23 protein-coding genes are annotated in these 24,771 nt (G+C 63.7%); 13 read left to right on the forward strand and 10 right to left on the reverse strand.

Annotated elements, in window-relative coordinates; all coding sequences use genetic code 11:
- Nucleotides 1-9 precede the first annotated feature (9 nt).
- Nucleotides 10-1,155: an acyl-CoA dehydrogenase family protein gene (locus tag J3E64_RS16795; RefSeq protein WP_253344301.1), complete on the reverse strand. Its 1,146-nt coding sequence runs from the start codon at nt 1,153-1,155 to the stop codon at nt 10-12.
- Between the two features lie 73 nt (nt 1,156-1,228).
- Nucleotides 1,229-2,725 carry a CoA-acylating methylmalonate-semialdehyde dehydrogenase gene (locus tag J3E64_RS16800; protein WP_253344192.1) on the reverse strand — a complete coding sequence of 499 codons (1,497 nt, stop codon included), beginning with the start codon at nt 2,723-2,725 and terminating at the stop codon, nt 1,229-1,231.
- A 109-nt stretch (nt 2,726-2,834) separates the two neighbouring features.
- Here J3E64_RS16800 and J3E64_RS16805 point away from each other — a divergent pair, with 109 nt between their 5' ends.
- Nucleotides 2,835-3,725 carry a LysR family transcriptional regulator gene (locus tag J3E64_RS16805; RefSeq protein WP_253344193.1) on the forward strand — a complete coding sequence of 297 codons (891 nt, stop codon included), beginning with the start codon at nt 2,835-2,837 and terminating at the stop codon, nt 3,723-3,725.
- A gap of 13 nt (nt 3,726-3,738) precedes the next feature.
- Here J3E64_RS16805 and J3E64_RS16810 read toward each other — a convergent pair whose 3' ends face one another.
- Nucleotides 3,739-4,893 (reverse strand): AraC family transcriptional regulator, encoded by a 1,155-nt coding sequence (locus J3E64_RS16810; protein ID WP_253344194.1) that lies wholly within the window; start codon nt 4,891-4,893, stop codon nt 3,739-3,741.
- Between J3E64_RS16810 and J3E64_RS16815 the strand changes: the two genes are divergently transcribed.
- The 6 genes from J3E64_RS16815 to J3E64_RS16840 are packed head-to-tail and all read left to right on the forward strand — an operon-like array spanning nt 4,892 to nt 10,493.
- Complete coding sequence (locus J3E64_RS16815) at nt 4,892-5,524, forward strand: nuclear transport factor 2 family protein (RefSeq protein WP_253344195.1); 633 nt, start codon at nt 4,892-4,894, stop codon at nt 5,522-5,524. The two genes, J3E64_RS16810 and J3E64_RS16815, sit on opposite strands and share 2 nt — an antisense overlap.
- Nucleotides 5,525-5,529: 5 nt before the next feature.
- Nucleotides 5,530-6,603 (forward strand): alkene reductase, encoded by a 1,074-nt coding sequence (locus J3E64_RS16820; RefSeq protein ID WP_253344196.1) that lies wholly within the window; start codon nt 5,530-5,532, stop codon nt 6,601-6,603.
- 33 nt (nt 6,604-6,636) lie between these two features.
- Nucleotides 6,637-7,428 (forward strand): SDR family NAD(P)-dependent oxidoreductase, encoded by a 792-nt coding sequence (locus J3E64_RS16825; RefSeq protein ID WP_253344197.1) that lies wholly within the window; start codon nt 6,637-6,639, stop codon nt 7,426-7,428.
- 5 nt (nt 7,429-7,433) lie between these two features.
- Nucleotides 7,434-8,231: an SDR family NAD(P)-dependent oxidoreductase gene (locus tag J3E64_RS16830; RefSeq protein ID WP_253344198.1), complete on the forward strand. Its 798-nt coding sequence runs from the start codon at nt 7,434-7,436 to the stop codon at nt 8,229-8,231.
- Between the two features lie 19 nt (nt 8,232-8,250).
- Nucleotides 8,251-9,006 carry an SDR family NAD(P)-dependent oxidoreductase gene (locus tag J3E64_RS16835; RefSeq protein WP_253344199.1) on the forward strand — a complete coding sequence of 252 codons (756 nt, stop codon included), beginning with the start codon at nt 8,251-8,253 and terminating at the stop codon, nt 9,004-9,006.
- A 26-nt stretch (nt 9,007-9,032) separates the two neighbouring features.
- The gene (locus tag J3E64_RS16840; RefSeq protein ID WP_253344200.1) at nt 9,033-10,493 is read left to right on the forward strand and encodes an FAD-dependent oxidoreductase; all 1,461 of its coding nucleotides are present in this window, start codon (nt 9,033-9,035) and stop codon (nt 10,491-10,493) included.
- A gap of 52 nt (nt 10,494-10,545) precedes the next feature.
- On the opposite strand, the gene J3E64_RS16845 is transcribed toward J3E64_RS16840, so the two are convergent.
- The 5 genes from J3E64_RS16845 to J3E64_RS16865 all read right to left on the reverse strand — a co-directional run bounded on the left by J3E64_RS16845 (nt 10,546) and on the right by J3E64_RS16865 (nt 18,035).
- The gene (locus J3E64_RS16845) at nt 10,546-11,304 is read right to left on the reverse strand and encodes an SDR family NAD(P)-dependent oxidoreductase (RefSeq protein ID WP_253344201.1); all 759 of its coding nucleotides are present in this window, start codon (nt 11,302-11,304) and stop codon (nt 10,546-10,548) included.
- Nucleotides 11,305-11,379: 75 nt separating this feature from the next.
- The gene (locus J3E64_RS16850) at nt 11,380-12,792 is read right to left on the reverse strand and encodes an efflux transporter outer membrane subunit (RefSeq protein WP_253344202.1); all 1,413 of its coding nucleotides are present in this window, start codon (nt 12,790-12,792) and stop codon (nt 11,380-11,382) included.
- Between the two features lie 8 nt (nt 12,793-12,800).
- On the reverse strand, nt 12,801-14,351 hold the full coding sequence (locus J3E64_RS16855; RefSeq protein ID WP_253344203.1) for an MDR family MFS transporter: 1,551 nt from the start codon (nt 14,349-14,351) through the stop codon (nt 12,801-12,803).
- Entirely contained in the window at nt 14,348-15,523 is a 1,176-nt protein-coding gene (locus J3E64_RS16860) for an HlyD family secretion protein (RefSeq protein WP_253344204.1), read from the reverse strand. Before J3E64_RS16860 ends, J3E64_RS16855 begins: the two co-directional genes overlap by 4 nt.
- A 370-nt stretch (nt 15,524-15,893) precedes the next feature.
- The gene (locus J3E64_RS16865; protein ID WP_253344205.1) at nt 15,894-18,035 is read right to left on the reverse strand and encodes an FAD-dependent oxidoreductase; all 2,142 of its coding nucleotides are present in this window, start codon (nt 18,033-18,035) and stop codon (nt 15,894-15,896) included.
- A gap of 124 nt (nt 18,036-18,159) precedes the next feature.
- Here J3E64_RS16865 and J3E64_RS16870 point away from each other — a divergent pair, with 124 nt between their 5' ends.
- Together J3E64_RS16870 and J3E64_RS16875 are read left to right on the forward strand one after the other, a co-directional pair.
- On the forward strand, nt 18,160-18,672 hold the full coding sequence (locus tag J3E64_RS16870; protein WP_253344206.1) for a nuclear transport factor 2 family protein: 513 nt from the start codon (nt 18,160-18,162) through the stop codon (nt 18,670-18,672).
- Nucleotides 18,669-19,742 carry an alcohol dehydrogenase catalytic domain-containing protein gene (locus J3E64_RS16875; RefSeq protein WP_253344207.1) on the forward strand — a complete coding sequence of 358 codons (1,074 nt, stop codon included), beginning with the start codon at nt 18,669-18,671 and terminating at the stop codon, nt 19,740-19,742. The genes J3E64_RS16870 and J3E64_RS16875 overlap by 4 nt, the downstream gene beginning before the upstream one ends.
- Nucleotides 19,743-19,747: 5 nt before the next feature.
- Here J3E64_RS16875 and J3E64_RS16880 read toward each other — a convergent pair whose 3' ends face one another.
- On the reverse strand, nt 19,748-20,149 hold the full coding sequence (locus J3E64_RS16880; protein ID WP_253344208.1) for a VOC family protein: 402 nt from the start codon (nt 20,147-20,149) through the stop codon (nt 19,748-19,750).
- A gap of 99 nt (nt 20,150-20,248) precedes the next feature.
- Here J3E64_RS16880 and J3E64_RS16885 point away from each other — a divergent pair, with 99 nt between their 5' ends.
- Genes J3E64_RS16885 through J3E64_RS16900 form a run of 4 tightly spaced genes read left to right on the forward strand, consistent with a single transcriptional unit; the run spans nt 20,249 to nt 23,588 of the window.
- Nucleotides 20,249-21,343 (forward strand): DUF1214 domain-containing protein, encoded by a 1,095-nt coding sequence (locus tag J3E64_RS16885; RefSeq protein ID WP_253344209.1) that lies wholly within the window; start codon nt 20,249-20,251, stop codon nt 21,341-21,343.
- On the forward strand, nt 21,343-21,795 hold the full coding sequence (locus tag J3E64_RS16890; protein ID WP_253344210.1) for a nuclear transport factor 2 family protein: 453 nt from the start codon (nt 21,343-21,345) through the stop codon (nt 21,793-21,795). The genes J3E64_RS16885 and J3E64_RS16890 overlap by 1 nt, the downstream gene beginning before the upstream one ends.
- A gap of 28 nt (nt 21,796-21,823) precedes the next feature.
- Nucleotides 21,824-23,119, forward strand: a complete 1,296-nt coding sequence (locus tag J3E64_RS16895) for an MFS transporter (protein WP_253344211.1) — start codon at nt 21,824-21,826, stop codon at nt 23,117-23,119.
- 16 nt (nt 23,120-23,135) lie between these two features.
- Nucleotides 23,136-23,588 carry a VOC family protein gene (locus tag J3E64_RS16900; protein ID WP_253344212.1) on the forward strand — a complete coding sequence of 151 codons (453 nt, stop codon included), beginning with the start codon at nt 23,136-23,138 and terminating at the stop codon, nt 23,586-23,588.
- A 112-nt stretch (nt 23,589-23,700) separates the two neighbouring features.
- Here the strand turns inward: J3E64_RS16900 and J3E64_RS16905 are convergent, their stop codons facing one another.
- Nucleotides 23,701-24,771, reverse strand: a complete 1,071-nt coding sequence (locus J3E64_RS16905; protein WP_253344213.1) for an alcohol dehydrogenase catalytic domain-containing protein — start codon at nt 24,769-24,771, stop codon at nt 23,701-23,703.

Raw genomic sequence — 24,771 nt, forward strand, 5'->3', positions numbered from 1 at the left:
GCCTTCCCCCTATTGCCGCAGCATGTCGCGCGCTATGATCATGCGCATGACCTGATTGGTGCCTTCCAGGATCGAATGGACGCGCAGGTCGCGCCAGAAACGCTCCACCGGATAGTCCATCAGATAGCCGTAGCCGCCATGAAGCTGGAGTGCGCGGTCCACCACCGCGGATCCCGTATCGGTCGCCAGCCGCTTGGCCATGGCGGCGAAGCGCGTCTTGTCGGGGGCGTTGGCGGTTACCTTGACGGCTGCGGCGTAGAGCAGGATGCGCGCGGCTTCCAGTTCCGTCTGCATGTCGGCCAGCATGAACTGGCTGTTCTGGAAATCCGCGATAGCCTGTCCGAACTGCTTGCGATCCTTGGTGTAGGCCAACGCCTCGTCGATGCAACGCTGCCCCCCCCCCAGCGAGCAGGCGCCGATGTTGAGCCGGCCCCCGTCCAGCCCCATCATCGCGATGCGGAAACCTTCCCCCTCGCTCCCGACAAGATTTTCCGCCGGCACGCGCACGCCATCGAAATTGACCTGCGCGGTGGGTTGCGAATGCCACCCCAGCTTGCGTTCCTGTGCGCCGAAGCTGACGCCGGCCATGTCCTTTTCGATCACCAGGCAACTGATCCCCTTGGGGCTGTCGTCCCCGGTGCGGACCATGGTCACGTAAAGGTCATTCTCGCCGCCGCCCGAAATGAACTGCTTGGACCCGGTAACGACAAAATGATCGCCGTCGCGCACGGCGCGCGTCTTGAGCGCGGCGGCGTCCGATCCCGATCCTGCCTCGGTCAGGCAATAGCTGGCCATGATGTCCATGGGGACAAGGCCGGGCAGATATTTGTCCTTCAGTGCCCTGGAACCGAACCGGTCGATCATCCAGCTCGCCATGTTGTGGATGGATATGAAAGCGCTGGTGGAAGGGCAGCCATAGGCCATCGCTTCCATGATCAGCGCCGCCTCCAGCCGCCCCAGGCCGATACCGCCCGCCTCCTCCGACACATAGATGCTGCCGAAGCCAAGCTGTGCGGCAGCGCGGATCGTGTCCCGCGGAAAGATATGTTTCTCGTCCCACTCGGCGGCGAAGGGCGTGATCGCGTCGGCGGTGAACTTGCGCGCCATGTCCTGGATGGCGCGCTGGTCATCGGTAAGGTCGAAGGGATTGTCCATCATGTCCTGTCGATACATGGATTGGCGGCAAATGTTGAGGCATCCGGCTTCGGCGTCGGATGCCTCAGGCAATTCATCCCATGGTCGGGATGATGAAGGCGCTGTCGCCGGTCGCTCCGCCGTCCGGCCACCGTTGCGTCACCGTCTTGACCTTGGTCCAGAACCGGACGCCTTCCATGCCATATTGATTATGGTCGCCAAAGCCCGACCGTTTCCATCCGCCGAAGCTGTGGTAACTGACCGGCACCGGGATCGGTACGTTGATTCCGACCATGCCGACCTGCACCCGCGACACGAACTCACGCGCTGCGTGGCCGTTGCGCGTGAAGAGCGCAACGCCATTGCCATATTGGTGCCGGGTCGGCAGCGCCAGCGCCTCCTCGAAATTGGCGGCCCGTACCATCTGCAGCACCGGGCCGAAAATCTCTTCCTTGTAGGCGGTCATGTCGGTTGTCACGCGGTCGAACAGGGTCGGGCCGACGAAATAGCCTTGTTCATGCCCCTGAAGGGTGAAGCCGCGTCCGTCGACCACCAGTTCCGCCCCCTCGTCGATACCGGTCTGGATCCACTGTTCCACACGCTGCTTGTGCTGGGCGGTGACAACAGGGCCATAATGTGCATCGGGGTCGGTCGAAACACCCACGCGTAACGTGCCCATCGCCGCGACCAGCTTTTCCCGGAGACGGTCGGCCGTGTCCTCGCCCACCGGCACCACTACGGGCAGCGCCATGCATCGCTCGCCCGCCGATCCGAAGGCTGCGCCCATCAGGTCGGCGACGGTCTGGTCCATATCCGCGTCGGGCATGACGATGCCGTGATTCTTGGCACCGCCCATGGCTTGCACGCGCTTGCCGGCTTCGGTGCTGCGCCGATAGACATAATGGGCGATGTCGGAAGACCCCACGAAGCTGACCGCCGCGATGCCTGGATGGTCCAGGATCGCGTCGACCATTTCCTTGTCGCCATGGACGCATTGCAACACGCCCTCGGGCGCGCCGGCTTCCAGAAACAGTTCGACCAGACGGACGGGAACGCTCGGATCACGCTCCGACGGCTTCAGGATGAAGCAGTTGCCGACCGCGACGGCGGTCGCGAACATCCACATCGGAATCATCGCGGGAAAGTTGAACGGCGTAATGCCCGCGCCCACGCCCAGAGGCTGGCGCATTGAGAACACGTCGATTCCCGGCCCGGCGCCTTGGGTATATTCCCCCTTCAGCATGTGGGGGATACCACAGCAAAATTCGACCACTTCCAGTCCGCGCTGGATGTCGCCCTTGGCGTCGTCGACCACCTTGCCATGCTCGGACGACAGCAATTCGGCGAGCGATTGCATATTGTCCTCGACCAATTGCTTGAAGCGGAACAGCACCCGGGCGCGCCGCTGCGGATTCATCGCGGCCCACGCGGGTTGCGCAGCGTGCGCGGCGGCCACCGCACGATCCAGCAGCGCCGCGTCTCCAAGAGGCACACGCGCCTGAACGACACCGTTATTTGGATCGAACACGTCACCATGGCGGGGGGCCGAACCATCATGGGCGAAGGCAAGCTTGTGGGTGATTTCGCGCACGGTCGCATCTCTCCTGAAATTCCGGCTCTGCTTCTAACTGCCTATCACTTGCAGGCAACGGCGAAATTTTGCACTATTTTACTGCAAAAATGCAGCAATTGGCGGTGAAATGTTCGATTGGGACGATGTGCGCGTGTTCCTGGCGGTTGTCCGCGGCGGCAGAATGGCACCCGCCGCAAGAGTGCTGGGTATCGACGCGACGACGATCGGACGACGGCTGGCACGGCTGGAACAAGCGCTTTCGGCCAGGCTGTTCGAGATCGGGGCAGGCGGCCGCAAACTGACTCCGGGTGGACACGCGCTGTTGCGTCATGCCGAAGTGATGGAAAGCGCGGCTATGGCGGCCATGGAGGAGGTGGCAGGGCATGGCCAGCAAGTGGCCGGGCCGGTGCGCCTGTCCGTCGCCGAAGGGTTCGGGACATGGCTGCTGGCGCCCGGGCTCGCCGATTTCAGCGCGCGGCATCCGGGAATAAGACTCGATCTCGTCACCGCCTCCGGATTCCTTAACCCCTCGAAACGGGAGGCTGACATGGCCGTCATGCTGGCGCGACCCCAGCGTGGGCGACTGGTGGTGCGACGGCTGGGCGATTACCGTCTGCATCTATACGCCGCGCCTCAATATCTGGCGCGCGCCGGTCGACCTGCGGCAGCGGCGAAGCTGCGTGATCATGTGTTGGTCGGCTATGTCCCGGAATTCATATTCTCACCAGAACTGGATTATCTGGATGAAGTCGAGGCGGGGCTGGAAGCGCAGCTACGGGCGACCAGCATCAACATGCAATATCGCATGATCCGCGCGGGCGCGGGGATCGGCATCCTGCCCGACTTCATCGCCATGCAGGACCCGGATCTGGAACGTGTGCTGGCGCCGGATGTGGAAATCACCCGGTCCTTCTGGCTTGTCCTTCACGCCGACCTGCGCAATGCCGCCCGCTTCGAAGCGGTGGCACGCTGGTTGCAGGACAGGGTGGATGCGCTGCGATCCGATCGCTCGGCCTGAAGTCGGAGCATGATCAGTTCGCCGCGGTTTCGCGCCAGCGGGATGGCGATTGCCCTGTCCATTGGCGAAAGGCGCGACGAAAGGCGGTCGCGTCGCTGAATCTTGTGCGTCGCGCTATTTCCGTGATGCTGAGGCGCGGATCGGCCAGCAGGCGCCTGGCAATATGATGACGTGCCGTCGCCTTGAGGTGCGACAGCGACGTGCCTTCCGCCTCGAGCCGCCGCTTGAGTGTCGCCAGGCTGATGCTGAACTGGCGCGCCAGCATCCCTGCGGTCGGCAATGCCTCTCCACTGGCAAGCATCGAAGAAAAGAGATGGCTGATCCGTTCGGACAGCGGCATCGCCTTGGATTGCGGTTCCTCGATATCGAAAGGGAAACGGGCCAGCATGCCGTCCAGTTCATGATGATTGCGCACGACCGGCCGGTCCAGATACAGGGCTGGGAAGCGAACGGCATTTTCGGGTGCGTGATGCTGCACCGTATGCGGAAGCAGGTAGGCGACAGTCTGCCGGCTAAGGAGAGGGGGGTAGCGCAACGCCACGCCGGACAGCGGGATATCCTCTCCGATCAGCCAGCCCAGCAGCCGATGATAGGACGCCAGGCCGGTCAGGTCCGACAGGTAGGAACAGCCGTTGCGGACATTGCGCAGCGTCGCCATGGTCAGCCGGGCTTCGTCCCCGAATATAGCGAGAGTCAAAGCGCCGGTGCGCGGCGCCAGCAGCTCCGAAAAGCGGGCCAGGCGCGAGATTACGTCGCGGAGCGTGCGGCAGGTGATAATGGCATGGCACATCATGTCCACGCCGGTCTTGGTCAGCGGATCGCGCCCTTCCTGCCGCGCCGCATGCGCGTCGAGCGTCGCCGTGGCACGCGCGTAAAACAGGGTAAAGTCGTGCCGGGCGATAACCTCTGGTCCGTCTTCATCGAGCAGATGGAGCAGTTGTCGAAGCCCGGCCATGCGCAGGAAACGACGACTGTCGCCGTCATGCTGATCAATGATGCGCAACAGTTCGCGGGCCACCGACGCAGGGACGTGACCCGGCCCGGGGCGCGAAAGCTCCTTTGAACGAATGAGCGATTTTGTCATGGCCTTTGAGCCATTGAGCCATTTGCGTTGCGCCTGCAATCGGGGAAACAGCGCACAGGTGAAAATATGGGGAGGCAGGGCCATGGCCGCCGACGACAGCCTGATGGCGCGGATAGACCGGCTGGAATCGCTGGATGCGATCCGCCAGCTGGTCGCGAAATATTCGCTCGCGCTCGACATGCGCGATTCCGACGCCTGGGTGAACCTGTTTCCGGAAAACGTGCGCGTGGGCGGGGGCAAGAGCGGGCGTAAGGCGCTGCGCGACTGGTTCGACGAAACTCATTCGATGCAGTTCGACGGGACTTCGCATCATATTGGCGGGCACGTCATCGACTTCGACGATCCCGATCATGCGCAGGGCGTGGTCTATTCCAAGAATGAGCATGAGACGGGTGCCGAATGGGTCATCATGCAGATGATGTATTTCGACCAGTATGAACGGATCGATGGGCGCTGGTATTTCCGTCGCCGCCTGCCGCTCTACTGGTATGCGACCGATCTCAACAAGCCGCCGATCGGCGATCGCAAGATGCGCTGGCCGGGCGTTGCGCCTTATCATGGCAGCTTCCACGACCTGTTCCCGAGCTGGAAGACCTATTGGGACCGGCAGGGCCAGCCGCATGACGGGCCGGTAGAGCCGCCCGCACCGCTTGAAAAATTCATCGAGACGATGCGGCGTGGCGCCCCGCTGCCCAAGCCTCGGGTAAGGAGCTGAACGCCATGACCGACATTTTCTCGCCCGTCAGGCTGGGCGACATCGAACTTGCCAACCGCGTCGTGATGGCGCCGATGACCCGCGACCGGGCCGGGCCGGGCGACGTACCGACCGACATCATGGTGGAGTATTACCGCCAGCGCGCCGGCGCGGGCCTGATCGTGACCGAAGGCACGCAACCTTCGCGCGTGGGCAAGGGCTATTGGCGCACGCCGGGCATCCATAGCGAGGCACAGGTCGAAGGCTGGCGCAAGGTTGCCGACGCCGTGCATGGGGAGGGCGGCAAAATCGTCATGCAGATCATGCATGTCGGCCGCGCGGCGGTGCAGGCCAACAAGGATGCCGACGCGGAGACGATCGCGCCCTCGGCGATTGCGTGCCCGGACAAGATCCCCGGACCCGACGGCGTGCCGGTCGATCCCGTCATGCCCCGCGCGCTGGAGACCGATGAGATCGGGGGTATCATCGCCGATTACGTAACCGCTGCGCGCAACGCGATCCGCGCCGGGCTGGACGGCGTGGAGCTGCATTGCGCCAGCGGCTACCTGCCGATGCAATTCCTCTCATCCAACAGCAACCAGCGCACCGACCGCTATGGCGGTAGTGTCGAGAACCGCATCCGCTTCGTCGTCGAGACGTTGCAGGCGATGGCGGACGCGATCGGGCCGGGGCGCGTGGGCTTTCGTGTCTGCCCCGGCATCAAGTTCAACGGCATGGACGATGCGAGCCCGCATGAGACCTATGCCGCGCTGTTGAAGGCCGTGGACGGCAAGGGCCTGGCCTATTGCCACCTGATGCACGTGCCGATGGAGGGACAGGACGCACTCGACCTCGTCCGGGCGAACTGGACTGGTCCCATCATCGAGAATAACGGCCTGACGCTCGAGAAGGCGAAGGCGGTGCTGGCCGAAGGGAAGGCGGACGCGGTGTCGTTCGGTTACCTCTTCATCGGCAATCCGGACCTGGTCGAGCGCTTCCGCGCCGGTGCGCCGCTGGCCAAGGCGAACCGCGCCAATTTCTACACCGGCGAAGGCGTCGATCATGTCGGCTACACCGATTATCCGCCGATGACGGCCTGAGGCCGTCACACATAATATAAGGAGAGGATGACCATGACGAAATTGCTGGAAGGCCGCGCCGCCATCATCACCGGCGGTGGGCAGGGCGTGGGGCAGGGTGTCGCGCGCGCACTGGCGGCGGCCGGGGCGAACATCTGCATCGCCCAGCGCAAGGTCGAGCAGGGCGAGGAAGAGGCGCGCTACCTGCGCGACACCCATGGTGTCGATGCCCTCTTCCTCCAGACCGACGTGACGAAGCGCGATCAGGTCGAGGCCATGGTCGCGGCGGCGCATGCGCGGTTCGGCAAGCTCGACATATTGGTCAACAATGCCGGCGCCAGCTTCCCGCGCCGTCTTGAGAAGCATAGCGACGAGGAGTTGCAGGGCAGCTTCCTGCTCAACTACTGGGCGGTATTCTGGGCGATGCGGGCGGCCTTCCCGATCATGAAGGCGCAGAATTTCGGCCGCATCATCAACATGGGGTCGCTGAACGGCGTCAACGCGCATATGTTCACCATGGCGTACAACGCCAGCAAGGAAGCGATGCGCGCGATGACCCGCACCGCCGCCGTCGAATGGGGGCCGTTCGGCATCACCTGCAACACCATCTGCCCCTCCGCCACCAGTCCGCAGGCGCAGGAATATTTTGCCTCCAATCCCGAGATGACGGCGGCGATCCTGCAACAGGTCCCCGCCGGGCGCTTCGGCGATGCTGAAAAGGACGTCGGCCCGCTCGCCGTCTTCTTCGCCAGCGAGGCCGGCGGATATGTCAACGGTGAAACCGTCCACGCCAGCGGCGGATCGCAGGTCAACGGCGTGGCCTGGCGCCCGCAGGTCGAGGATTGATGGCGATGGAGCGGCTGAAGGGCAAGCGCTGCGTCGTCACCGGCGGGGCGCAAGGGATCGGCGCAGCGATCGCGCGGCGGCTGGCGGCCGAGGGCGCTACCGTCGCCGTGCTGGATCTGGACGCGGAGCGGGCCGGCGCGGTGCTGCCCGCGCCGCATGTCGGCATTGCCTGCGACGTACGCGACAGCGCCGCGATCGACGCCGCCTTTGCGCAGGTCAGGGACCGACTTGGCGGCGTTGACGTGCTGGTCAACAATGCCGGGCGCGGCAGCGCGCCGGGCGACGGCATGGCCGAATATTATGCGGCGCAGGGGAAACAGGCGGCGGGGGAGGCGGTCTTCGCCGACCAGACGATCCATTGCACCGACGAAGGCTGGGTCGGGGTGATGGCGATCACGCTGGACGGCACGTTCAAGTGCAGCCGCGCGGCGGTGCGCATCATGGCCGATCAGGGGACGGGCGGGTCGATCGTCAACATCGCGTCGACTTCGGGCGTCAAGGGCGACGGCCCGGTGCCCTATGCCGCCGCCAAGGCCGCCGTGCTGGGCATGACGCGGGCGATGGCGCGCGAACTTGCGGCCCGCGGCATCCGCGTCAACGCGGTCAATCCCGGCGCGACCGAAACGCCGATCTACGCGACGCTGCCGTCCGAAACCAAGGACGCCATCGCCGCCGACAGCCTGATGAAGCGGTTGGCCCATCCCGACGAGATCGCCGGGGCGGTCGCGTTCCTGGCGGGCGACGATGGCAGCTTCGCCACCGGCAGCATCGTCACCGTCAATGGCGGCGCCTACTTCACCTGATCGCGAGGGACGCAAGAACATGGAACAGCTTAAAGGCAAAGCGGCGATCGTCACCGGCGGCGCGCGCGGCGTGGCGAAGGGCGTGGCGACGGCGTTCGTGAAGGCGGGCGCGAAGGTGCTGATCGTCGACCGCGAAGCCGAACTGGGCGCGGCGACGGAGGCGGAGTTGAAGGCGCTGGGCGGCGATGTCGTCTTCATGGCGCTCGACCTGGCCGACCGCGCGGCGCTGCCCGGCATCGTCGACAAGGCGTTGGAGGCGTTCGGCCGGATCGACATAGTGGTGAACGCCGCACAGGCGTCGCGCCAGAAGCTGGTCGCGGAAACGAGCGACGAGGATTTCGAGGTGTCGCTCGACACCGGCCTGTGGCCGACCTTCATCCTGATGCGCACCGCCTATCCGCATCTGGTGGAGACGAAGGGCTGCGTCATCAATTTCACGACCGGCGCGGCGATGGACGCGATCCCGACGCAGGGCAGTTACAGCGCGGCGAAGGAAGCGATCCGGGCGATCTCCAAGGTGGCGGCGAGCGAATGGGGGCCGCAGGGCGTGCGGGTCAACATCATCTGCCCGTTCGCCAATTCGCCGGGTGTTGAGGCGTGGAAACAATGGGCGCCGGACGATTATGCTACGCAGATCGGCAAGGTTTCGCTGCGTCGTATCGGCGATTGCGAAAAAGACATAGGTGCGGCCGCTGTATTCTTGGCAAGCGAAGGCGCGGCTTATATCACCGGGCAAACATTGATGGTGGATGGCGGTCAGACCAAGGCGTTCTGATCCACCGTTCGGAGAGGAGCCTAAGCTTGGCAGAGATTTCGTTGTATCACCCTTATCCCGCCGCGCAGGTGGCAACCTGGGATTATGAAACGGACGTAGCCGTGATCGGCTTCGGCGCGGCGGGAGCCTGCGCCGCCATCGAAGCGGCGGATGCAGGCGCCCGGGTCATGCTGTTCGAACGCGGTTCGGGAAGCGGCGGCGCGTCGGCACTGTCGGGGGGTGAAATCTACATCGGCGGGGGCGGTGGTAGCGACGCCCAGCGCGCGGCGGGTTTTGAGGACAGTACGGAAGATTTTGCCGCTTATCTGAAGGCGGCAGGCGGTCCCTGCGCCGATGAAGAAAAATGCGATCTCTATGCGCGCGAGTCCCTCGCCCATTATGCCTGGCTCAAGTCGCAGGGCGTGCCTTATCGCGGCAACTACCTCCCCGGCAAGCATATCGAACCGACCGACGATTCCACGCTGATCTGGTCGGGCAGCGAGGCGGCGGCCCCTTTTTGCGACATCGCCAAACCCGCGCCCCGCGGCCATGTGATCGCGCATATGGGCTGGGGCGGTGGCCGCCCGCTGGTCGACATACTGGAGTCGCGCGCACGCGACCTGGGTGTTGATGTCGTATCCGATGCCCGCGCTGTCGCCCTGGTGCAGGACGGTGACCGGGTTGTGGGTGTAGTGGTGCGGATCGATAATCAGCCCCGCTTCGTAAAGGCAACCAACGGGGTCATTCTCTGCACGGGCGGTTTCGTGTTCAACGACGAAATGCGTCGCCGCTATTGTCCTGAAACCTTCAAGATCAACAGCCCCATCGGCGATCAGGACGACGGGTCCGGGATCGAGTTGGGCGTCGGCGCGGGTGGTGACGCCATCCACATGGATCAGTTTTTTACTACCTGCCCCTGGACCATGCCTGAGCCGCAAGCGCATGGGGTGTTCGTCAACCGCGCCGGTCAGCGTTTCATCAACGAGGATTGCTATCATGGCCGCGTCAGTCGCTGTGCGCTGGACCAGCCGGGGGAGGGGGTCTATCTTCTCCTCGATATCGCGCATTTCGATCAGCCGCTGGAAATGGCGGGCATGACCATCGCGGGGACCGGGGACAGCTGGGAAGAGGTCGAAGGTGAACTGGGGATGGCGCCCGGTACGCTCAGCGCCACCATGGCATTTTATAATGTCCATGCGCGGGAGGGCCGCGACCCGCTGTTCGACAAGAAGCCCCCGATCCTGACCCCGCTTGACCAGGGGCCGTTCGTCGCCTTGGAGCTGAATTTCGCAACCAGCTATTTCAGTTTCTTCACCTTGGGCGGCCTGCGGACATCGACCGACGGTGAGGTAATGGGCCGCGACGGCAAGCCGGTGTCCGGCCTGTTCGCGGCGGGCCGTTGCACCTCGGGGCTTCCCGCATGGGGTCACGGATATAGTTCGGGTTTCAGTCTTGCCGACTGCACGTTCTTCGGGCGACAGGCCGGCCGAAAGGCGGCGGCGGGCTGATAGTGGCGGTGTCGGGGCAGCGGAATTTCCGCGCTGCCCCGACATATATCGATCAGTTCAGCGTCGAACCACCATCGACGGCAATACATTGGCCATTCACCCACTCGCCATCTTTCGACACCAGCAGGGCGACCATGGCGGCAATATCCTCGACTTCACCCAGTCGCGTCGAGCGGCCAGCGGCCAGAACCTGTTCCTGAAGGTCGCTGGGCATGGTCGACCGCTTTTCCGGTGTGATCACCAGGCCCGGCAGAATTGCATTGGCACGCACCCCTTTCTGACCCCAGGCGCTGGCGACATGGCGGACCAGTGCGTTGATGCCGGCCTTGGCCATGGCATAGCAGGGGCGCACGGGTTCGCCGATCTTGGACGCCGTGGACGACGTATAGACCATGGCGCCGCCACCACGCGCAATCATGTGCGGCAGGGCGTGCCGGGTTATCCTCACCATGCCCTTCAGATTCACATTTAGCGTGCGTTCCAGCACGTCGTCGGACACGCTCAAAATGTCCGAATCGTCGAAGATCACGCGCAGATCGGCGAAGTTGGCGTGGACAGCATCCAGGCCTCCGAACTTGTCAACGGCCGCGTCAACCAGGGCCTTGACAGAGGCTTCGTCCGTTGCGTCGAATGCCATGCCGATGGCCTTGCCGCCCGCCGCTTTCACATCCTCGACCAGACTGTCGATATGTGCACTTTCTCCGGCTGGCGATGCCGCGATGATGGCCGCGCCCTCGAGCGCCAGTCTCAGGGCGGATGCGCGACCTATGCCGGTTGCCGCGCCTGCGACTACCACGACCTTGTCGGACATTCGGAAACAGGATCTATTCGCGTTGTTCGCCATCGGTCTTTCCTCGTCAGTTCGCCCGCTTCACGCCGGCGATCGCTATTGTCCGGTCTTTCGCGGCAATCCCTGCCAGCCAAGGCCCAATGCCTTCTCGACCGCGATGAACGCTCGGGTCATTTCCGCCGCAGCGTCCTCGCGGGCCTGAGTTGCCGCAATAGACGCCTGCTGCGCGGTCAGATAATCGCTCATCGCGATCGTTCCTGCGGCCTGCCGCTGGCGCGCGAGTTCGGTGCCGTCCTTCGCTTGTTGTTCGGCGCGCGCGCGATCGGCCAGACTGTCCCGGCTGGCGGCGAAGCGGGAGAGAGAGCCTTCGGCATCTTCCAATGCCCCAAGGACCGTCGAACGATACTGCGCCGCCGCCTCGTCCCGTTGCGCTTCGGCCCCCTTCACCTTGGCCCGGCTGCGGCCAAAGTCGAACAGGGTCCAACTCAGGCGGGGAACGGCGGCCAATGTCACTTTGTCGAGATCCACCAAGTCCGCAGGCGATGATCCGCCCAGACCGAAGAGGCCCAGAAAACTGATATGGGGCATCCGTGCCGCTTCGGCGATACCGATGCGTGCGGTCTGGGCGGCGAGCGTGCGCTCGGCGACACGTATGTCGGGGCGCCGTCGCAGCAGCGCGGCGGGATTGCCCACCGTCACGCGGGCGGGGGGCAAGGGAATGGCAACCGGCTCAGCCAGCTCGGCGTCGAGGGTGCCGGGCGTCGTGCCCACCAGCATCGCCAGCTTGTCCTTCTGGGCATCGATGTCGGCCCGCACCGGCGCGAGAAGCGCCCGCTCGTCGTCACGTTCCTTTTCGGCCTGCAACAGAATGGAGCGGCCCACGGTTCCGGCATTGAAGCGCTGTTCGGCAAGCGCCACCTGTTGCGCATGTAATGCCAGCGCCCGGTCGCCCAGCGCCAGTTGCTGCTGACGGGCGCGCAACGCGACATAGGTTTGCGCAACCTCCGCCGACAGGCTGACCCGTGCATCGTCCAGACTGGCTTCCCGCGCACCGATATCTGCGCGCGCGGCCTCCACCGCCCGATGTTGGCCGCCAAACAGGTCAAGCTCCCAGCTTGAATCGAAGCCCAGATTATAGAGAGTCAGGTCGGTTGCGCCGCCGTCGCTTTCCTGACCCGGAAGCCGCGCCTTGGCATAGAGAGCGGACGAGTTGACCGCGGGCAAGCCGGCGGCCTTGCGTTCGTTGAGGCTGGCGCGCGCCTGCCGGATTCGGGCAGCCGCCGCATCCAGATCGGGATTGTCTGCCAGCGCGCGCTCGATCAGGCGGTTGAGTTGCGCGTCGCCGAGGCTGGACCACCAGGGTGAGCCGGCCGGCTGCTGCGGGTCATTGCCATCGCCCCGGACGAAACCGTCTGACACGGGGGGCGCCAGGCTTGCTGGCCCTGCATAATCGGGGCCGGATGTGCATGCCGCGGTTGCGAGCAGCAGGATGAGAAGGGCTGGGCGCATGGACGGTCTCAATGGGCGGCCACCGGCACCGCATGTTGAGGCAGCGGTCGCAGGAAGATGGCGAAGGGCGTGGCAATGGCGATGCCGATGATCAGCATCCAGAAAAGGTCGACGAAGGTCATGGTCAGGGCCTGCGCCTGGATCATCTGCTCAATCGCGCGCAGCGCCGCGGCTTGGCTGCCTAGCAGGCTCGATTGTGCGTCCAGATAGCTCTGTACGGTCAGCGCATTGGCGTCCAGGCTTTCCTCCATGCGGCGGCTATGCAGCCAAAGGCGCTGGTCCTGGACGACGGCGATACCGGCCAGGGCAAAGGACCCGCCCAGATTGCGCGCGGCATTGTACAGGCCTGCCGCATCGGGTGCCAGCGAGCGTGGGACGGATCGGATTGCCGCCTGATTGAGAAACATCATCACGCAGACCGTTCCGAAACCGCGCATGAGCTGGGACACGACGAAATCGGAGCCGGTCGACTGCACCGTCAATTCCGTTTCCATATAAGCGCTGATTCCCAGCAGGGCCATGCCGAACAGCACGGATATATGAATCGGCACGTTTCGAATGATCCAGGGCATGAATGGCATGAACAGGATCATGGGTACGCCCGAAAGCAACACGACCTGCCCGGACTGCAACGCATTATAATGGGCAATCGCCGACAGGAACTGCGGGATCACATAGGATGTGCCGTAAATCACCATGCCGATCAGGATCGCCATGATGATCACGGCGCCGAACTGCCTGTCGAGCAACAGGCGCAGACGGATGACCGGGCGCGGCGCCCAGAGTTGACCGGCCATGAGCATGGAGAAGCCGGCCACGGCCATGATGGTGAGCCACACGATCGTGGCGGACGCGAACCATTGCTCGCGCTGTCCCTCCTCCAGCACCACGGTCAACCCGCCCAGACCGAGGATCAGGCCGGCCACACCGAGCCAGTCTGCCTCGCCGATCAGATCGAACCTGGGTCTTTCGTTAGGCATCGCGACGACCAGCAGCAGCAGCAGCGCGGCGCCGACCGGCAGGTTCAGGAAAAAGGAATAATGCCAACTCATATTCTCGGTCAGCCATCCGCCCAGAACGGGCCCCATCAGCGGGCCCAGAATGGCGGTCGCGCCAAACAGCGAATTGCCGATAGCCTGCTGATGCGGCGGCAGGCGCGTCGCGATGATGGTCATGCCCGTCGGGATCAGCGCGCCGCCGGTAATACCTTGTCCGACGCGCCCAAGGATCATCATGTTCAAATTCTGGGCGAACCCGCAGATCATCGAAAATGCGATGAAACCGATGGTGGAGATCAGCAGGAAATTACGCATGCCCAGCAGGCGCTGAAGCCAGCCAGCCAGCGGAATGATGATGATTTCGGCAACCAGGAAGGACGTTGCGATCCAGGTGCCTTCAGTGCCGCTGGCACCGATTTCGCCCTGAATGGTGGGCAAGGCGGAATTGACGATGGAAATGTCGAGCATCGCCATCATCGCGCCTAAAGTGCCGGCCGCCACGGCAAGCCAGTCGGACGCGCTCGCGCGTTCCACCGTTGCAGCCGCAGCCGGATTGCTCACCGCTTGCCATCCCGATAGGCATCCTGCCTGGCACGCATTTGATCCACCTCATCTTTTGCCGAGCGCGTATCGACGGAAACCTCGACCGAAAGACCAGGGATCAGAAGCCGTTTGAGTGCGGGATCGGCGTCAATGGCGATCCTGACCGGAACGCGCTGAACGATCTTGGTGAAATTGCCGGTGGCATTTTGCGGCGGCAGCAGAGAGAATTGCGCGCCGGTGCCTGGTGCGAGGCTGGCGACATGGCCATGGATATCGAGTCCTGGCAGGGCATCCACGGCGATATGGGCGGGCTGCCCCGGCCGCATCAGGCCAAGCTGCGTTTCCTTGAAGTTCGCTTCCAGATAAATCTGTTTGACCGGAACGACCGACATCAGACGCTGCCCCGGTTGCACGAACTGGCCCGCACGCGCTGTGAGATCGCCGACACGGCCAGCGACGCTGGCGCGCACGATCGCGCTGCCCACGTTGACCTGGGCTGCCTGGGCTTGCGCGCGCGCATTGCGGCCCTGCGCCTGGGCCTGGGCCAATTGCGCGCGCAGGCCCGCTATGTGACGGCGCGCACTTTCCAGCGCGGCCTGTTGGGCGGCGACGTCCTGTCGCGCCTGCGCAGCCTGATCCCGCAACATGGCCAGCTTTTCGGCCGGCTCCGCGCCGGTCGCGACCAGCGGGGTATAGCGTGCGACCTGCCCGGCAGCGAATCCCGCCTTGCTGCGCGCGGAGACTAGCATCGCCTGTGCCTGGTCGATCGCCGCGTCCTGTTCGCTGATCATGGCGCGCGCGTTATCCGCGTTGGCGGCCGCCAGGTCGATCTGCGCCTGGCCCTGCGCCGCTTGCGCGTCGTAATCGCGCACGTCGATGCGGAGCAGGGGCTGACCCGCCTTGACGTCCTGATTTTCCGTGACCAGCACCTGTTCGATATAGCCGGACACGCGTGACGACGCGGTGACGCTATCCGCCTGGAAATAGGCGTCTTCGGTGCTCTGCTGAAACTTGCCGTAGGTCTGATGACGAATGAACCAGCCAACGCCCAAAATCAGCGCCAGAATTGCGGCACTACCCAGCACAAGCCGCAATCTGCGCTTCTTCGCCGGCCCGGCGGCTTCGATCTCGGCCGGATCGCGGACCGTATCCTGATGCCCGCCTGTATCCGGCGCGTTGTCGTCATTCATAGATTGCCCCACGGTCTCGGCACTGCCTGAGCGTGCTTATGGTTCGACCGCGTTATTTGGCAACCCAAATTGTAATTTGAAACGGAAATGTGGATTCAGGTCAGCAACACATAAACGCACAACGCTATCAGACCGGACATTGCGCTGGCCGCGCAGAGTAGCCGGAAAGGACATGCCAGCACAAAAGCGTTACCCGTTTCTTCCATCACCTCTCACCCTTCGATTCTTTGTCGATAAGGAACGCCTAGCATAGCCTAATCACGGCCATTCGCCAAGACAGATCGGGCGTTCACAATGCGCGAGAGGCAAACAGGCGCCAAGGGCATTGCCGGAACGCCTCGATGGGCGACGTTCCGGCCATTTCATGCAGTCACCGTCCCATGGCCGCAATCGCTTCGGCTGCGCCGCGGATCGCACCTTCGATGTAGGTGACACCCGTGCCGTCGCCGATTTCGACGACATCCTGGCCCGCAGCCCGCAGTGCATCTGCCAGGCTCGAATCTCCATGTGCGCCCATGGCAACCACGACATGATCGGCCGGCAGCGTTTGCGCAGTTCCGTCTGCATCGACGAACGTCACCTTGTTGCGACCGATGCCGATGTCGCTCGCGCCCGCGAACATGCCGACTCCGTGCTCCTTCAGTTCCGCCAGCAACCGCATTCGCCGGACGAGCAGCAGGCCGCCGCCGAATTTCGGCGCTTCACCCACGATGAAGACGTCGCGCCCCCGTTCCATCAGAAATTCCGCCAGTTCGCACCCGACCAGTTCGCCGCCGATGATGACAACACGCTTGCCCAGCGGCATCCAGGCATGGGTCGCCTTGCGGACCAGGTCGAGATTGGCGGTGGCGCCGGTCGCGGCACCGATCTTGGTCGCGATGCGTGTGGCCCAGTTCGTCTTGCGACGAATCTCGGCATTGTCCTCACCCAGCATCATGCCCCGCAGGTCGTCGCCCGACAGGACGAAATCCTGATCATTGCCCGGAATCGGCGGCATGTCGCGCACCGCACCGGTTGCCACGATCACCTTGTCGGGTCCCAGGCTGGCGATCAGTTCGGGCGTTGCCACGGTGTTGAGCCGTACATCCGCGCCCGCGGCTTCGACCTCACGCCGCAGCCAGTTCAACAGGCGTTCGTTGGGCTCATAGGCCAGTCCCGCGAAACGCAGCGTGCCGCCCAGCCGGTCCGACTTTTCAAGCAGGGTCACTCTGGCGCCGGCCTCGCGCAGTCGTCGCGCCGCTTCCATGCCGCCGGGGCCGCCGCCCACGATGACGACATGTCCCGGTACCCGTGCCGGCGACCAGTCCAGATCCTCGTAGCCCGTCTCGGATCGCACCGCGCACCGCACCTGCTCGCGCAGATAGGCGGTGGACACGCAGGTGTAGCAATAAATGCAGGGACGGATGGCATCGATGCGCCCCTCGGCTAGCTTGCGGGGCAGGTCCGGGTCCGCCAATATCTTGCGCCCCATGGCCAGGAAATCGAACTGGCCGCTTGCCAGGCCCTGATCGCCGCGATCGATTTCGACCCGGCCGGACGCAATGACTGGGATGTCTACCGCTTTGCGGATCGCGGCGGCAAATTCCAGGTGGACACCCGGTTCATGGGGAATGTTGGACGCGGAATGCAGCTTGCCCTGACCGACGTCATGATAGGCCGTCACGGTAATGCCGTCGGCGCCCGCAGCCTCGACCATCGGCGCCAGTTCCACGGCATTGTCGATGGTAATTCCGTTCTTCTTGCCCATTTCACGCGAATCGATCTTGACCCACATGGGGAAATCCGGGCCGACCGCGTCGCGGACGGCGCGTACCACTTCCAACAGTAGACGGGCGCGTCCTTTCAGGTCGCCGCCATATTCATCGGTGCGCTTGTTGGTCGACGGCGACATGAAGGAGGACAAGAGATAGCCATGGCCGCCATGGATTTCTATCCCGTCGAACCCGGCATCCTTGGCGCGGCGGGCCGCGGCGGCAAACTGGCCGACGGCGACTGCAATATCCTCTTTTTCCAGCACCTTCACTTGCGGGATGGCGCCGCCGGCGAAGGCGGCCATTTCCTCCGGCAGGAAATAGTCGGGGAAATCGCCCGCCAATTCAGGCGGCAGCGACGGTCCCCAGATCGGATGACCATATTGCGCGGAATGGGTCGCAACCAGACCGCCATGATGCAGTTGTGTGGCGATCCTTCCGCCGGCCGCGTGTACCGCGTCGACCAGCTTGCGCAATCCGGGCATGAAGCGATCGTCAGAAATCGCGGTCTGCTTTGGTTGGACCGCACCGACCGGCCAGGCAACGCCCATGACACCGGTAACGATCATCGCGGCGCCGCCCTTTGCCTGTGCGACATGATAGTCGACCAGGCGTTGGCCGACGGTCCCGTCCTCTTCCGCCAGGCTGACGCCCATCGCCGTCACGAAGATGCGGTTGGGCAGGGTCAGGGTGCCGATACGGCCCGGCGTGGTCAGATTGACGGGACCGTTTGCCCGGCTACGGGCGGTGGCTGCGGACATCCGAGTCTCTCCTCTATTCGGCATGTGCGTATGATTGACCTGGCCCTATCACGCCCCTAACGATCCGTCCCGGCAAAACTTGCCCGCTTCGCGTAGCGGCAGGTGGCAAAAGGAGAGGTGGGTGATGCAGCAATGGATGGACCGAATGGCGCTTACCGATCTGGTGATGCGCTATTGCCGCGGGTGTGACCGGCGCGATTTCGCGCTCGTTCGTTCGCTCTATCATGACGATGCGATCGACGACCACGGTGCCATGTTCCGGGGCGGTCCGGACGCCTTCGTCGCCTGGCTGCCCGAAGTCACGTCGCACTGGTCGCTGACCCGCCATTCGATCAGCAACAGCGTGTTCGTGATCGACGGCGATCAGGCGGAAGGCGAGCATTATGTCGAGGCCTGGCATCGCACCCAAGGCGACAATGCCAAGCAGTTCATCGCACTCGGCCGTTATCTCGATCGTTACGAACGGCGCGAGGGCATCTGGAAATTTACCTATCGCAGCTTGGTGTTCGATCATGGCTCCATCGTCCCGGTGGATGACAAGGCAATGGAGCGCATGGGCAAGGATGCGCCCAATGGCAGCGCAGACAGGAATGATCCCTCCTTCACCTATCCCTTGCTCGCGAGCCTGTCACGATGAAGGCGGCAATATGGGACGGGCATGATCTGTTCGTCACCGACCGGCTCACGCTTCGTCCGGTAGGCCCGGGTGAGGTTCGCGTCCGGGTCCTGCGGTCGGGCATATGCCATACCGACCTGTCGATGATGACGCCGCATTTCCCGAAATTGCCGGTCGTGCTGGGGCACGAAGCGGCGGGCGAGGTCGCGGAGCTGGGTGAGGGGGTTGAAGGGTGGGCCGTCGGTGACAGGGTGGCTGTCGGCACTCAGACGCCGTGCGGAACCTGCCGAGAATGCCAGCGCAACGAACCGCATAATTGCGACATCAACTGGGGTTTCGCACCGATCTTCCCCTTTGCGCTCGACGGTGCGCCGGTTGCGTCCTTCGCCAATATTTCCTCTTTCGCATCGGAAATCGTCGTGAAGGCGGCGCAACTTTTCCCGATCGGCGACATGGCGCCCGAACAAGGCGCGCTCATCGGCTGCGCCGTCTCCACAGGCGTATGCGCTTCGCGCATCCTGGGGCGGGTCCGGGCGGATGACACGGTGCTGGTGTTCGGTGTGGGCGGCATCGGCGTCAATGCGATCCAGGGTGCCGCGACGCTGGGCGCACGCGTTATCGCAGTCGATGCCAATCCCGCGAAGGAAGCAGTTGCGCGACGATTTGGTGCGACGGAGTTCGTCTTGGCAGATTCCGCGCAGCACGCAACGGAAGCGGCCGGCGCTTTGGCGCAGGCCTATGGTCCTGTCGACGTAGTGGTTGAATGCAGTGGCGCCGTGGGCGCCATAGAAACGGCACTGCGCAGTATCAAACGGGGTGGTCGCGCAGTCCTGATCGGCATGTCACGCCCGGACGCGACCGCCACGCTGCCGCTTCATCAATTCGTCACTGGCGGGGAAGTGATTGCCACAATGAATGGCGGCGCCATACCGGATCGCGACTATCCTGGCCTGATTGCCGAAGCCCGCGCCGGAACATTGAACCTTGCCGATCAGGTCAGCGGCATATGGCCGCTCGACAGGATTGCCGACGCGATCGCGGCCCTGAGGGCAGGTGAGGTGACGCGTGCCCTGGTCGATCATGAAGGGTAGGGGGGTCAGCCTTTGGCGATCTGAAGCAATTCCACACGATGCCCCTGCGGATCCAGGATGAACGCGAGGCGCAATCCGTATTGCGGCAGGTCGGTAGCCGGGACGTCGATCGACGCACCGGCGGCGATGGCCTTCTCGATCGCCGGCTCCAGCGCGTCGACCCGAAAGCCGATTGTCGCTTCGCCCGGCGGCGGGCAAGGCGAGTTGGGGAAGCTGATCAGGATGAAATTGGGGGCGCCGTGTTCGCTGCCCGGCACGGACATGATCCGTTCGAACATCAGGCTTTCGCCCTCCCCCTGCGTGACTCGCCCGACGACCTCCAGGCTCAACGCCTCGACATAAAAGCGTTCCGCCGCGTCGATGTCCGCCACCTGGATCTTTGCCAGGCTGAACGCCTTTGCCGTCATAACCCGTCCATCCTTACGCAAACCGTCAAATTATTTGTCTTTCATATTGGCATCATAAGCTAGAGCGGGCAATATGATACGCAAATCGAGGAGAAGATCATGGCTGAGACAAATCCGGCCCAGACAGTCCGGCTTTCCCATGTGTGGCGGGAATTTTGCGAGCGGCTGGCACAGGCGGGCGAGATACTGGACCGCCCCGACGCGCCCGGTGCGCCGATCGATCAGGCGGAAGGGCTGCGTTATCTCTCCCGAATGACGCGTACCGCACTCAACATGATGGTGGATTCAAGCGATCCGGATTTCCCGCGCATTTTCCTGCTGACCGACGATGCCATCAAGATCGGCGCCGATAATCCTGACAATCTTTATCAGCAGATCGTCGTACGCGGTGACCGCGACTATCGCATCACCGGCACACGCGGCACCGTGCCCTACCTCTCGATCGGATCGAAGGCCAATCGCTACGCGATCGACGGGACGATGGCGTCCACAGGCGAGATCGAGTTCGCAAATGTCGAGCTGAGCCCGGACGGCGGTTTCGAGATCATCGCCAGCCGGGACGAAAGGCCGGGCAACTGGCTGCCGATGGCGGACGACACCACGCTCATCATCATCCGGCAGACTTTCAACGACAAGAAGACGGAAACGCCTGCGGAAATGCGCATCGAGCGGATCAGTGAAGGACCAGCCGTGCCGGCCATCCTGACGCCGGACGCAATCGAGGCGCAGTTGATGGGATCTGCCGCTTGGGTGCGCGGTACCGTCAATACCTTCGCCGACTGGTCGGAATGGTTCAAGGCGGAGCCCAACCGCATTTATATGGGCAAGGACCAGTCCGTGTATCAACGGGCCGGCGGTGACCCGAAAATATGGTATGGCCACATCTATTACGACCTTGCCCCTGACGAGGCGCTGGTCATCACAGCGACGCCTCCCGCCTGCCGCTTCTGGAATTTCCAGATCGACAATTGGTGGATGGAATCGATGGACCATGTGAACCGGAAGGTCTGGGTCAACGGCGCACAGGCAAAATATGAAGCGGACGGCAGCGTCGTGGTCGTCTGTTCCGACAAGGATCCGGGCTATGGCAACTGGATAGACCTGTCGGGGCATCGGCAGGGCACGGGCCTTTGGCGGTGGATCGAGGCCAGCGAACATCCGGTCCCGGAATGCAGGATCGTCAAGATTTCATAATGGACAACGCCGCCCGTTTCGCAGCGCTGGAAGATCGGGAGGCGATCCGCGACCTTATCGCCCGCTACGGGCCGCTGGCCGATGCGGGCGACTGCGCCGGGGCGGCCGCCCTGTGGACGCCCGACGGTGTCTATGACGTCGGCGGCTACGGCGAATATCGCGGACGCGCGGCGATCCGTGCCTTGCTGGAAGGGGATATGCATCAGGCATTGATCGCCGGCGGCTCCGCTCATCTGCTCAGCCCGCCGGTCATCGAACTGGCGGGCGATCGGGCGACCGCACGGACCTATTCGGTGGTGTTTCACAATCGTGGCGGACAGTGGGAAGCGCACCGGGTTTCGGCGAACCTGTGGCATCTTGAACGCACGGACGAAGGCTGGCGCGTCGGCAGACGCATCAATCGCCTGCTTGACGGATCCGTCGAAGCGCGGGCACTGATCGGCGGAGGATAGCGCGGTCATCGGACCGTAAGGGGGCGAAATGGCTGGGGCGACCGAAACGTCGATGAAGGAATTGCGGACGGTCGTGGGGGCAAGTCTGATCGGGACCATGATCGAATGGTTCGATTTCTTCATTTACGGCGTTGCGTCGGCGCTGGTTTTCAATCGATTGTTCTTCCCCTCCTTCGAACCGATCATCGGCACGCTGCTGGCCTTTTCCACCTACGCGCTTGGCTTTCTCGCCAGGCCGCTCGGCGGCATCGTTTTCGGCCATTTCGGCGACCGTATCGGGCGCAAGACGCTGCTGATGATCTCGCTCTTCATGATGGGCCTGTCTACGACCGCCATCGGCCTGTTGCCGACCTATGCGACGATCGGGGTGTGGGCGCCCCTCCTCCTGATCCTGTTGCGGCTGGTGCAGGGGTTCGCGGTCGGCGGCGAATGGGGCGGAGCCGTATTGATCGTAGCGGAAATCGCACCACCGCGAGCGCGGGGTTTCTGGACCTGCTGGCCGCAGGTCGGGGCGCCCGCAGGCAATCTGCTGGCCGCCGGCGTATTCGCCGTGGCATCCGCATCGCTGACCGACGCCGACTTCAACGCCTGGGGCTGGCGTATCCCGTTTCTCCTGTCCTTCGTCCTGGTAGCGATCGGCTGGTGGTTGCGCCGCGCCGTGTCGGAGAGCGCGGTGTTCAGCGAAGAGGCGCGTGAGGGTGTCGAACGGTTCCCGGCAGTGGAGGTCATCCGGCGCCGGGGCCGTGCCTTGCTGACCGGTGCAGGTCTGCGGTTCGGAGAAAATCTCTGCTATTATGTCGCCGCCACCTTCGTCATGACCTACGTCACGGAAATTCGCGGCGGCGACCGTTCGATGGTGCTCGAGGCAGTGCTGGTGGGATCGGCGCTCGAATGTCTGACGATGCCGCTCTTCGCCGCGCTTTCGGACAGGGTCGGCCGGCGTCTCGTCTACGGCGTTGGCGCAGCCTGCGTGGCGGCCTGGTTCCTGCTCTTCTTCCCGCTGATCGATATCGGCACGCGCCTGTCCATCACGCTCGCAATCAGCGTCGCAATGGTCGCACATGGAGCCATGTATGCCCCGCAAGGCGCCTTCATCACGGAACTTTTCCCGACCCGCCTTCGCTATTCGGGCGCATCCATAGCCTATCAGGCGACCTCCATACTGGCTGGATCGCTGGCGCCGCTCATCGCCCTGTCGCTGTATCGGGCCACGGAGTCGGTCTGGCCGGTCGCCGCCTATGTGATCGGTGGACTGGCGGTCACATTCGCCGCTGCGCTGGCCGCGCCCGAAACGCGCGGCATCGACTTGCGGCAGGTTCAATAGGAAAAGGGAAGCGGACATGGGGCTGAGGGGCGTAAATCGCATCATGGTGGCGGTCCGCGATCTGGAACAAGGAAAGGCGCTCTACAGCGATATGTTGGGCGCGACGTTTGACGACGCTCACTGGACCGGCGAGCCGTTCGGTATCCTGGTATCCATCGCCTGGGACGCAGGCATAGAGTTGTGCGCGCCGATGCCGGGCCGGGAAGAGGACAGCATTATCTCGCCCTTTCTGCAGCATCATGGCGAAGGCATAATGACGGTGTTTTTCGGCGTAGACGATGGAGACGCAGCGATGGCACGGGCGAATGACGCCGGCTTCGCCTGCGTTCACGGCCTCGATTATACGCAGGCGGAAATCGACGCGCATCTGGGTGCGCGTTTCAGCCGCTATCAGGAGCAGATGATCGATAGCGTGGAACGGTGTGGATTTACGGTTGCCCTCGCACGGCTCGATCCAAAACCTGCCTGATCAAGGCTCTGGAACCATAGCCGGAGCCGGAAACAGCGCCCGATACGCGACCGGGCGCTTTCCTTTATCAAATTGACAGCATCGGCATGGGACGGCGCATCATCCGTGGACTTCAGATTGTCATGTCGAGCACGGCGCGCGTGACCTTGCCGGCCTCAAGCGCGGCGATAGCCTCTTCGAACTGCGCCATGGGCCACACCTGCGTCACCTGCGCAGCGACATCGATCCGACGCGCGCGCGCATGCTCGATCAATTCGGGATAGTCGATTTCCGGTCGCGCTCCGCCGTTCAGCCGGCCGATGATTTCACGGCCGAAGGTCACATCGTCCAGTGGCAGGTCCATCCGCGCACCCGGCTTGGTCTGGCCAATCAGGACAACGCGTCCGCCGCGTTTGGCGGCGCGCACGGCGACCTCCGCCGCGATCGGCGCGCCGCTGCATTCGATGATGACGTCGATCGGCGCGAAGGCATCCCCGATCGCGCTGACCAGCGTTTCGCGATCCATGTCGCGCCGCGTCGCCAGAAACTCTGTCGCCCCCGCCTGGCGGGCTGCGGCTTCCTTTTCAGGATTGAGATCCACTGCCATGACCTCCGCGCCCGCCAGACACGCGCCGGCAATCGCGTTGACGCCGATGCCGCCGACACCGATCACTACCACGCGGTCCTGTGCCACTACCGCGCCCAGTACCGTGGCGGCGGCATAGCCGGTGGATACCGCGCAGCCGATGAGCGCGGCCTGTTCGGGCGGCAGGTCGCCGATACGATAGAGCTGCGTGGTTCGGGCGACGATCTGTTCGGCGAAGGACGAGACATTGGCAAAGGAATATGTTGGTTTGCCGTGCCAGGTAAAAGGCGTGCGCGGCGTTATGCCCCAGGTCTCGTCGCAATTGGCAGGCGTTCCGCGCCGGCATTCCCGGCATTCGCCGCAAGGGGTCTGCGTGCCGACCACCACGCGTTCGCCCACCGCGAAATCCGTCACCTCCGGACCCAGCGCCACGATCTCTCCTGCCGCTTCATGGCCCAGCACTATCGGCGCACGGCCTTTGCCCGCAATCATGTTCAGATCGCTGTGACAGATGCCTGACCGCAGCACACGGATCAGGACCTCGCCCGGGCCAGGATCGCGTACCGACAGCCTGTCCGTCAGTTGCAGTCGCTCACCATCAAAAATGATCCCGCGCAT

It is taken from the genome of Sphingobium sp. OAS761, assembly GCF_024168485.1.
Classification (GTDB): Bacteria; Pseudomonadota; Alphaproteobacteria; order Sphingomonadales; family Sphingomonadaceae; genus Sphingobium.

Excerpts from the sequence above, each read along its gene's own strand:
- J3E64_RS16895 (WP_253344211.1), top strand. The coding sequence starts at position 21,824 with ATGGCTGGGGCGACCGAAACGTCGATGAAGGAATTGCGGACGGTCGTG.
- J3E64_RS16865 (WP_253344205.1), bottom strand. The coding sequence starts at position 18,035 with ATGTCCGCAGCCACCGCCCGTAGCCGGGCAAACGGTCCCGTCAATCTG.
- J3E64_RS16870 (WP_253344206.1), top strand. The coding sequence starts at position 18,160 with ATGCAGCAATGGATGGACCGAATGGCGCTTACCGATCTGGTGATGCGC.
- J3E64_RS16815 (WP_253344195.1), top strand. The coding sequence starts at position 4,892 with ATGGCCGCCGACGACAGCCTGATGGCGCGGATAGACCGGCTGGAATCG.
- J3E64_RS16885 (WP_253344209.1), top strand. The coding sequence starts at position 20,249 with ATGGCTGAGACAAATCCGGCCCAGACAGTCCGGCTTTCCCATGTGTGG.
- J3E64_RS16845 (WP_253344201.1), bottom strand. The coding sequence starts at position 11,304 with ATGTCCGACAAGGTCGTGGTAGTCGCAGGCGCGGCAACCGGCATAGGT.
- J3E64_RS16795 (WP_253344301.1), bottom strand. The coding sequence starts at position 1,155 with ATGGACAATCCCTTCGACCTTACCGATGACCAGCGCGCCATCCAGGAC.
- J3E64_RS16850 (WP_253344202.1), bottom strand. The coding sequence starts at position 12,792 with ATGCGCCCAGCCCTTCTCATCCTGCTGCTCGCAACCGCGGCATGCACA.
- J3E64_RS16900 (WP_253344212.1), top strand. The coding sequence starts at position 23,136 with ATGGGGCTGAGGGGCGTAAATCGCATCATGGTGGCGGTCCGCGATCTG.
- J3E64_RS16875 (WP_253344207.1), top strand. The coding sequence starts at position 18,669 with ATGAAGGCGGCAATATGGGACGGGCATGATCTGTTCGTCACCGACCGG.
- J3E64_RS16890 (WP_253344210.1), top strand. The coding sequence starts at position 21,343 with ATGGACAACGCCGCCCGTTTCGCAGCGCTGGAAGATCGGGAGGCGATC.
- J3E64_RS16825 (WP_253344197.1), top strand. The coding sequence starts at position 6,637 with ATGACGAAATTGCTGGAAGGCCGCGCCGCCATCATCACCGGCGGTGGG.
- J3E64_RS16835 (WP_253344199.1), top strand. The coding sequence starts at position 8,251 with ATGGAACAGCTTAAAGGCAAAGCGGCGATCGTCACCGGCGGCGCGCGC.
- J3E64_RS16860 (WP_253344204.1), bottom strand. The coding sequence starts at position 15,523 with ATGAATGACGACAACGCGCCGGATACAGGCGGGCATCAGGATACGGTC.
- J3E64_RS16880 (WP_253344208.1), bottom strand. The coding sequence starts at position 20,149 with ATGACGGCAAAGGCGTTCAGCCTGGCAAAGATCCAGGTGGCGGACATC.
- J3E64_RS16820 (WP_253344196.1), top strand. The coding sequence starts at position 5,530 with ATGACCGACATTTTCTCGCCCGTCAGGCTGGGCGACATCGAACTTGCC.
- J3E64_RS16810 (WP_253344194.1), bottom strand. The coding sequence starts at position 4,893 with ATGGCCCTGCCTCCCCATATTTTCACCTGTGCGCTGTTTCCCCGATTG.
- J3E64_RS16805 (WP_253344193.1), top strand. The coding sequence starts at position 2,835 with ATGTTCGATTGGGACGATGTGCGCGTGTTCCTGGCGGTTGTCCGCGGC.
- J3E64_RS16905 (WP_253344213.1), bottom strand. The coding sequence starts at position 24,771 with ATGCGCGGGATCATTTTTGATGGTGAGCGACTGCAACTGACGGACAGG.
- J3E64_RS16830 (WP_253344198.1), top strand. The coding sequence starts at position 7,434 with ATGGAGCGGCTGAAGGGCAAGCGCTGCGTCGTCACCGGCGGGGCGCAA.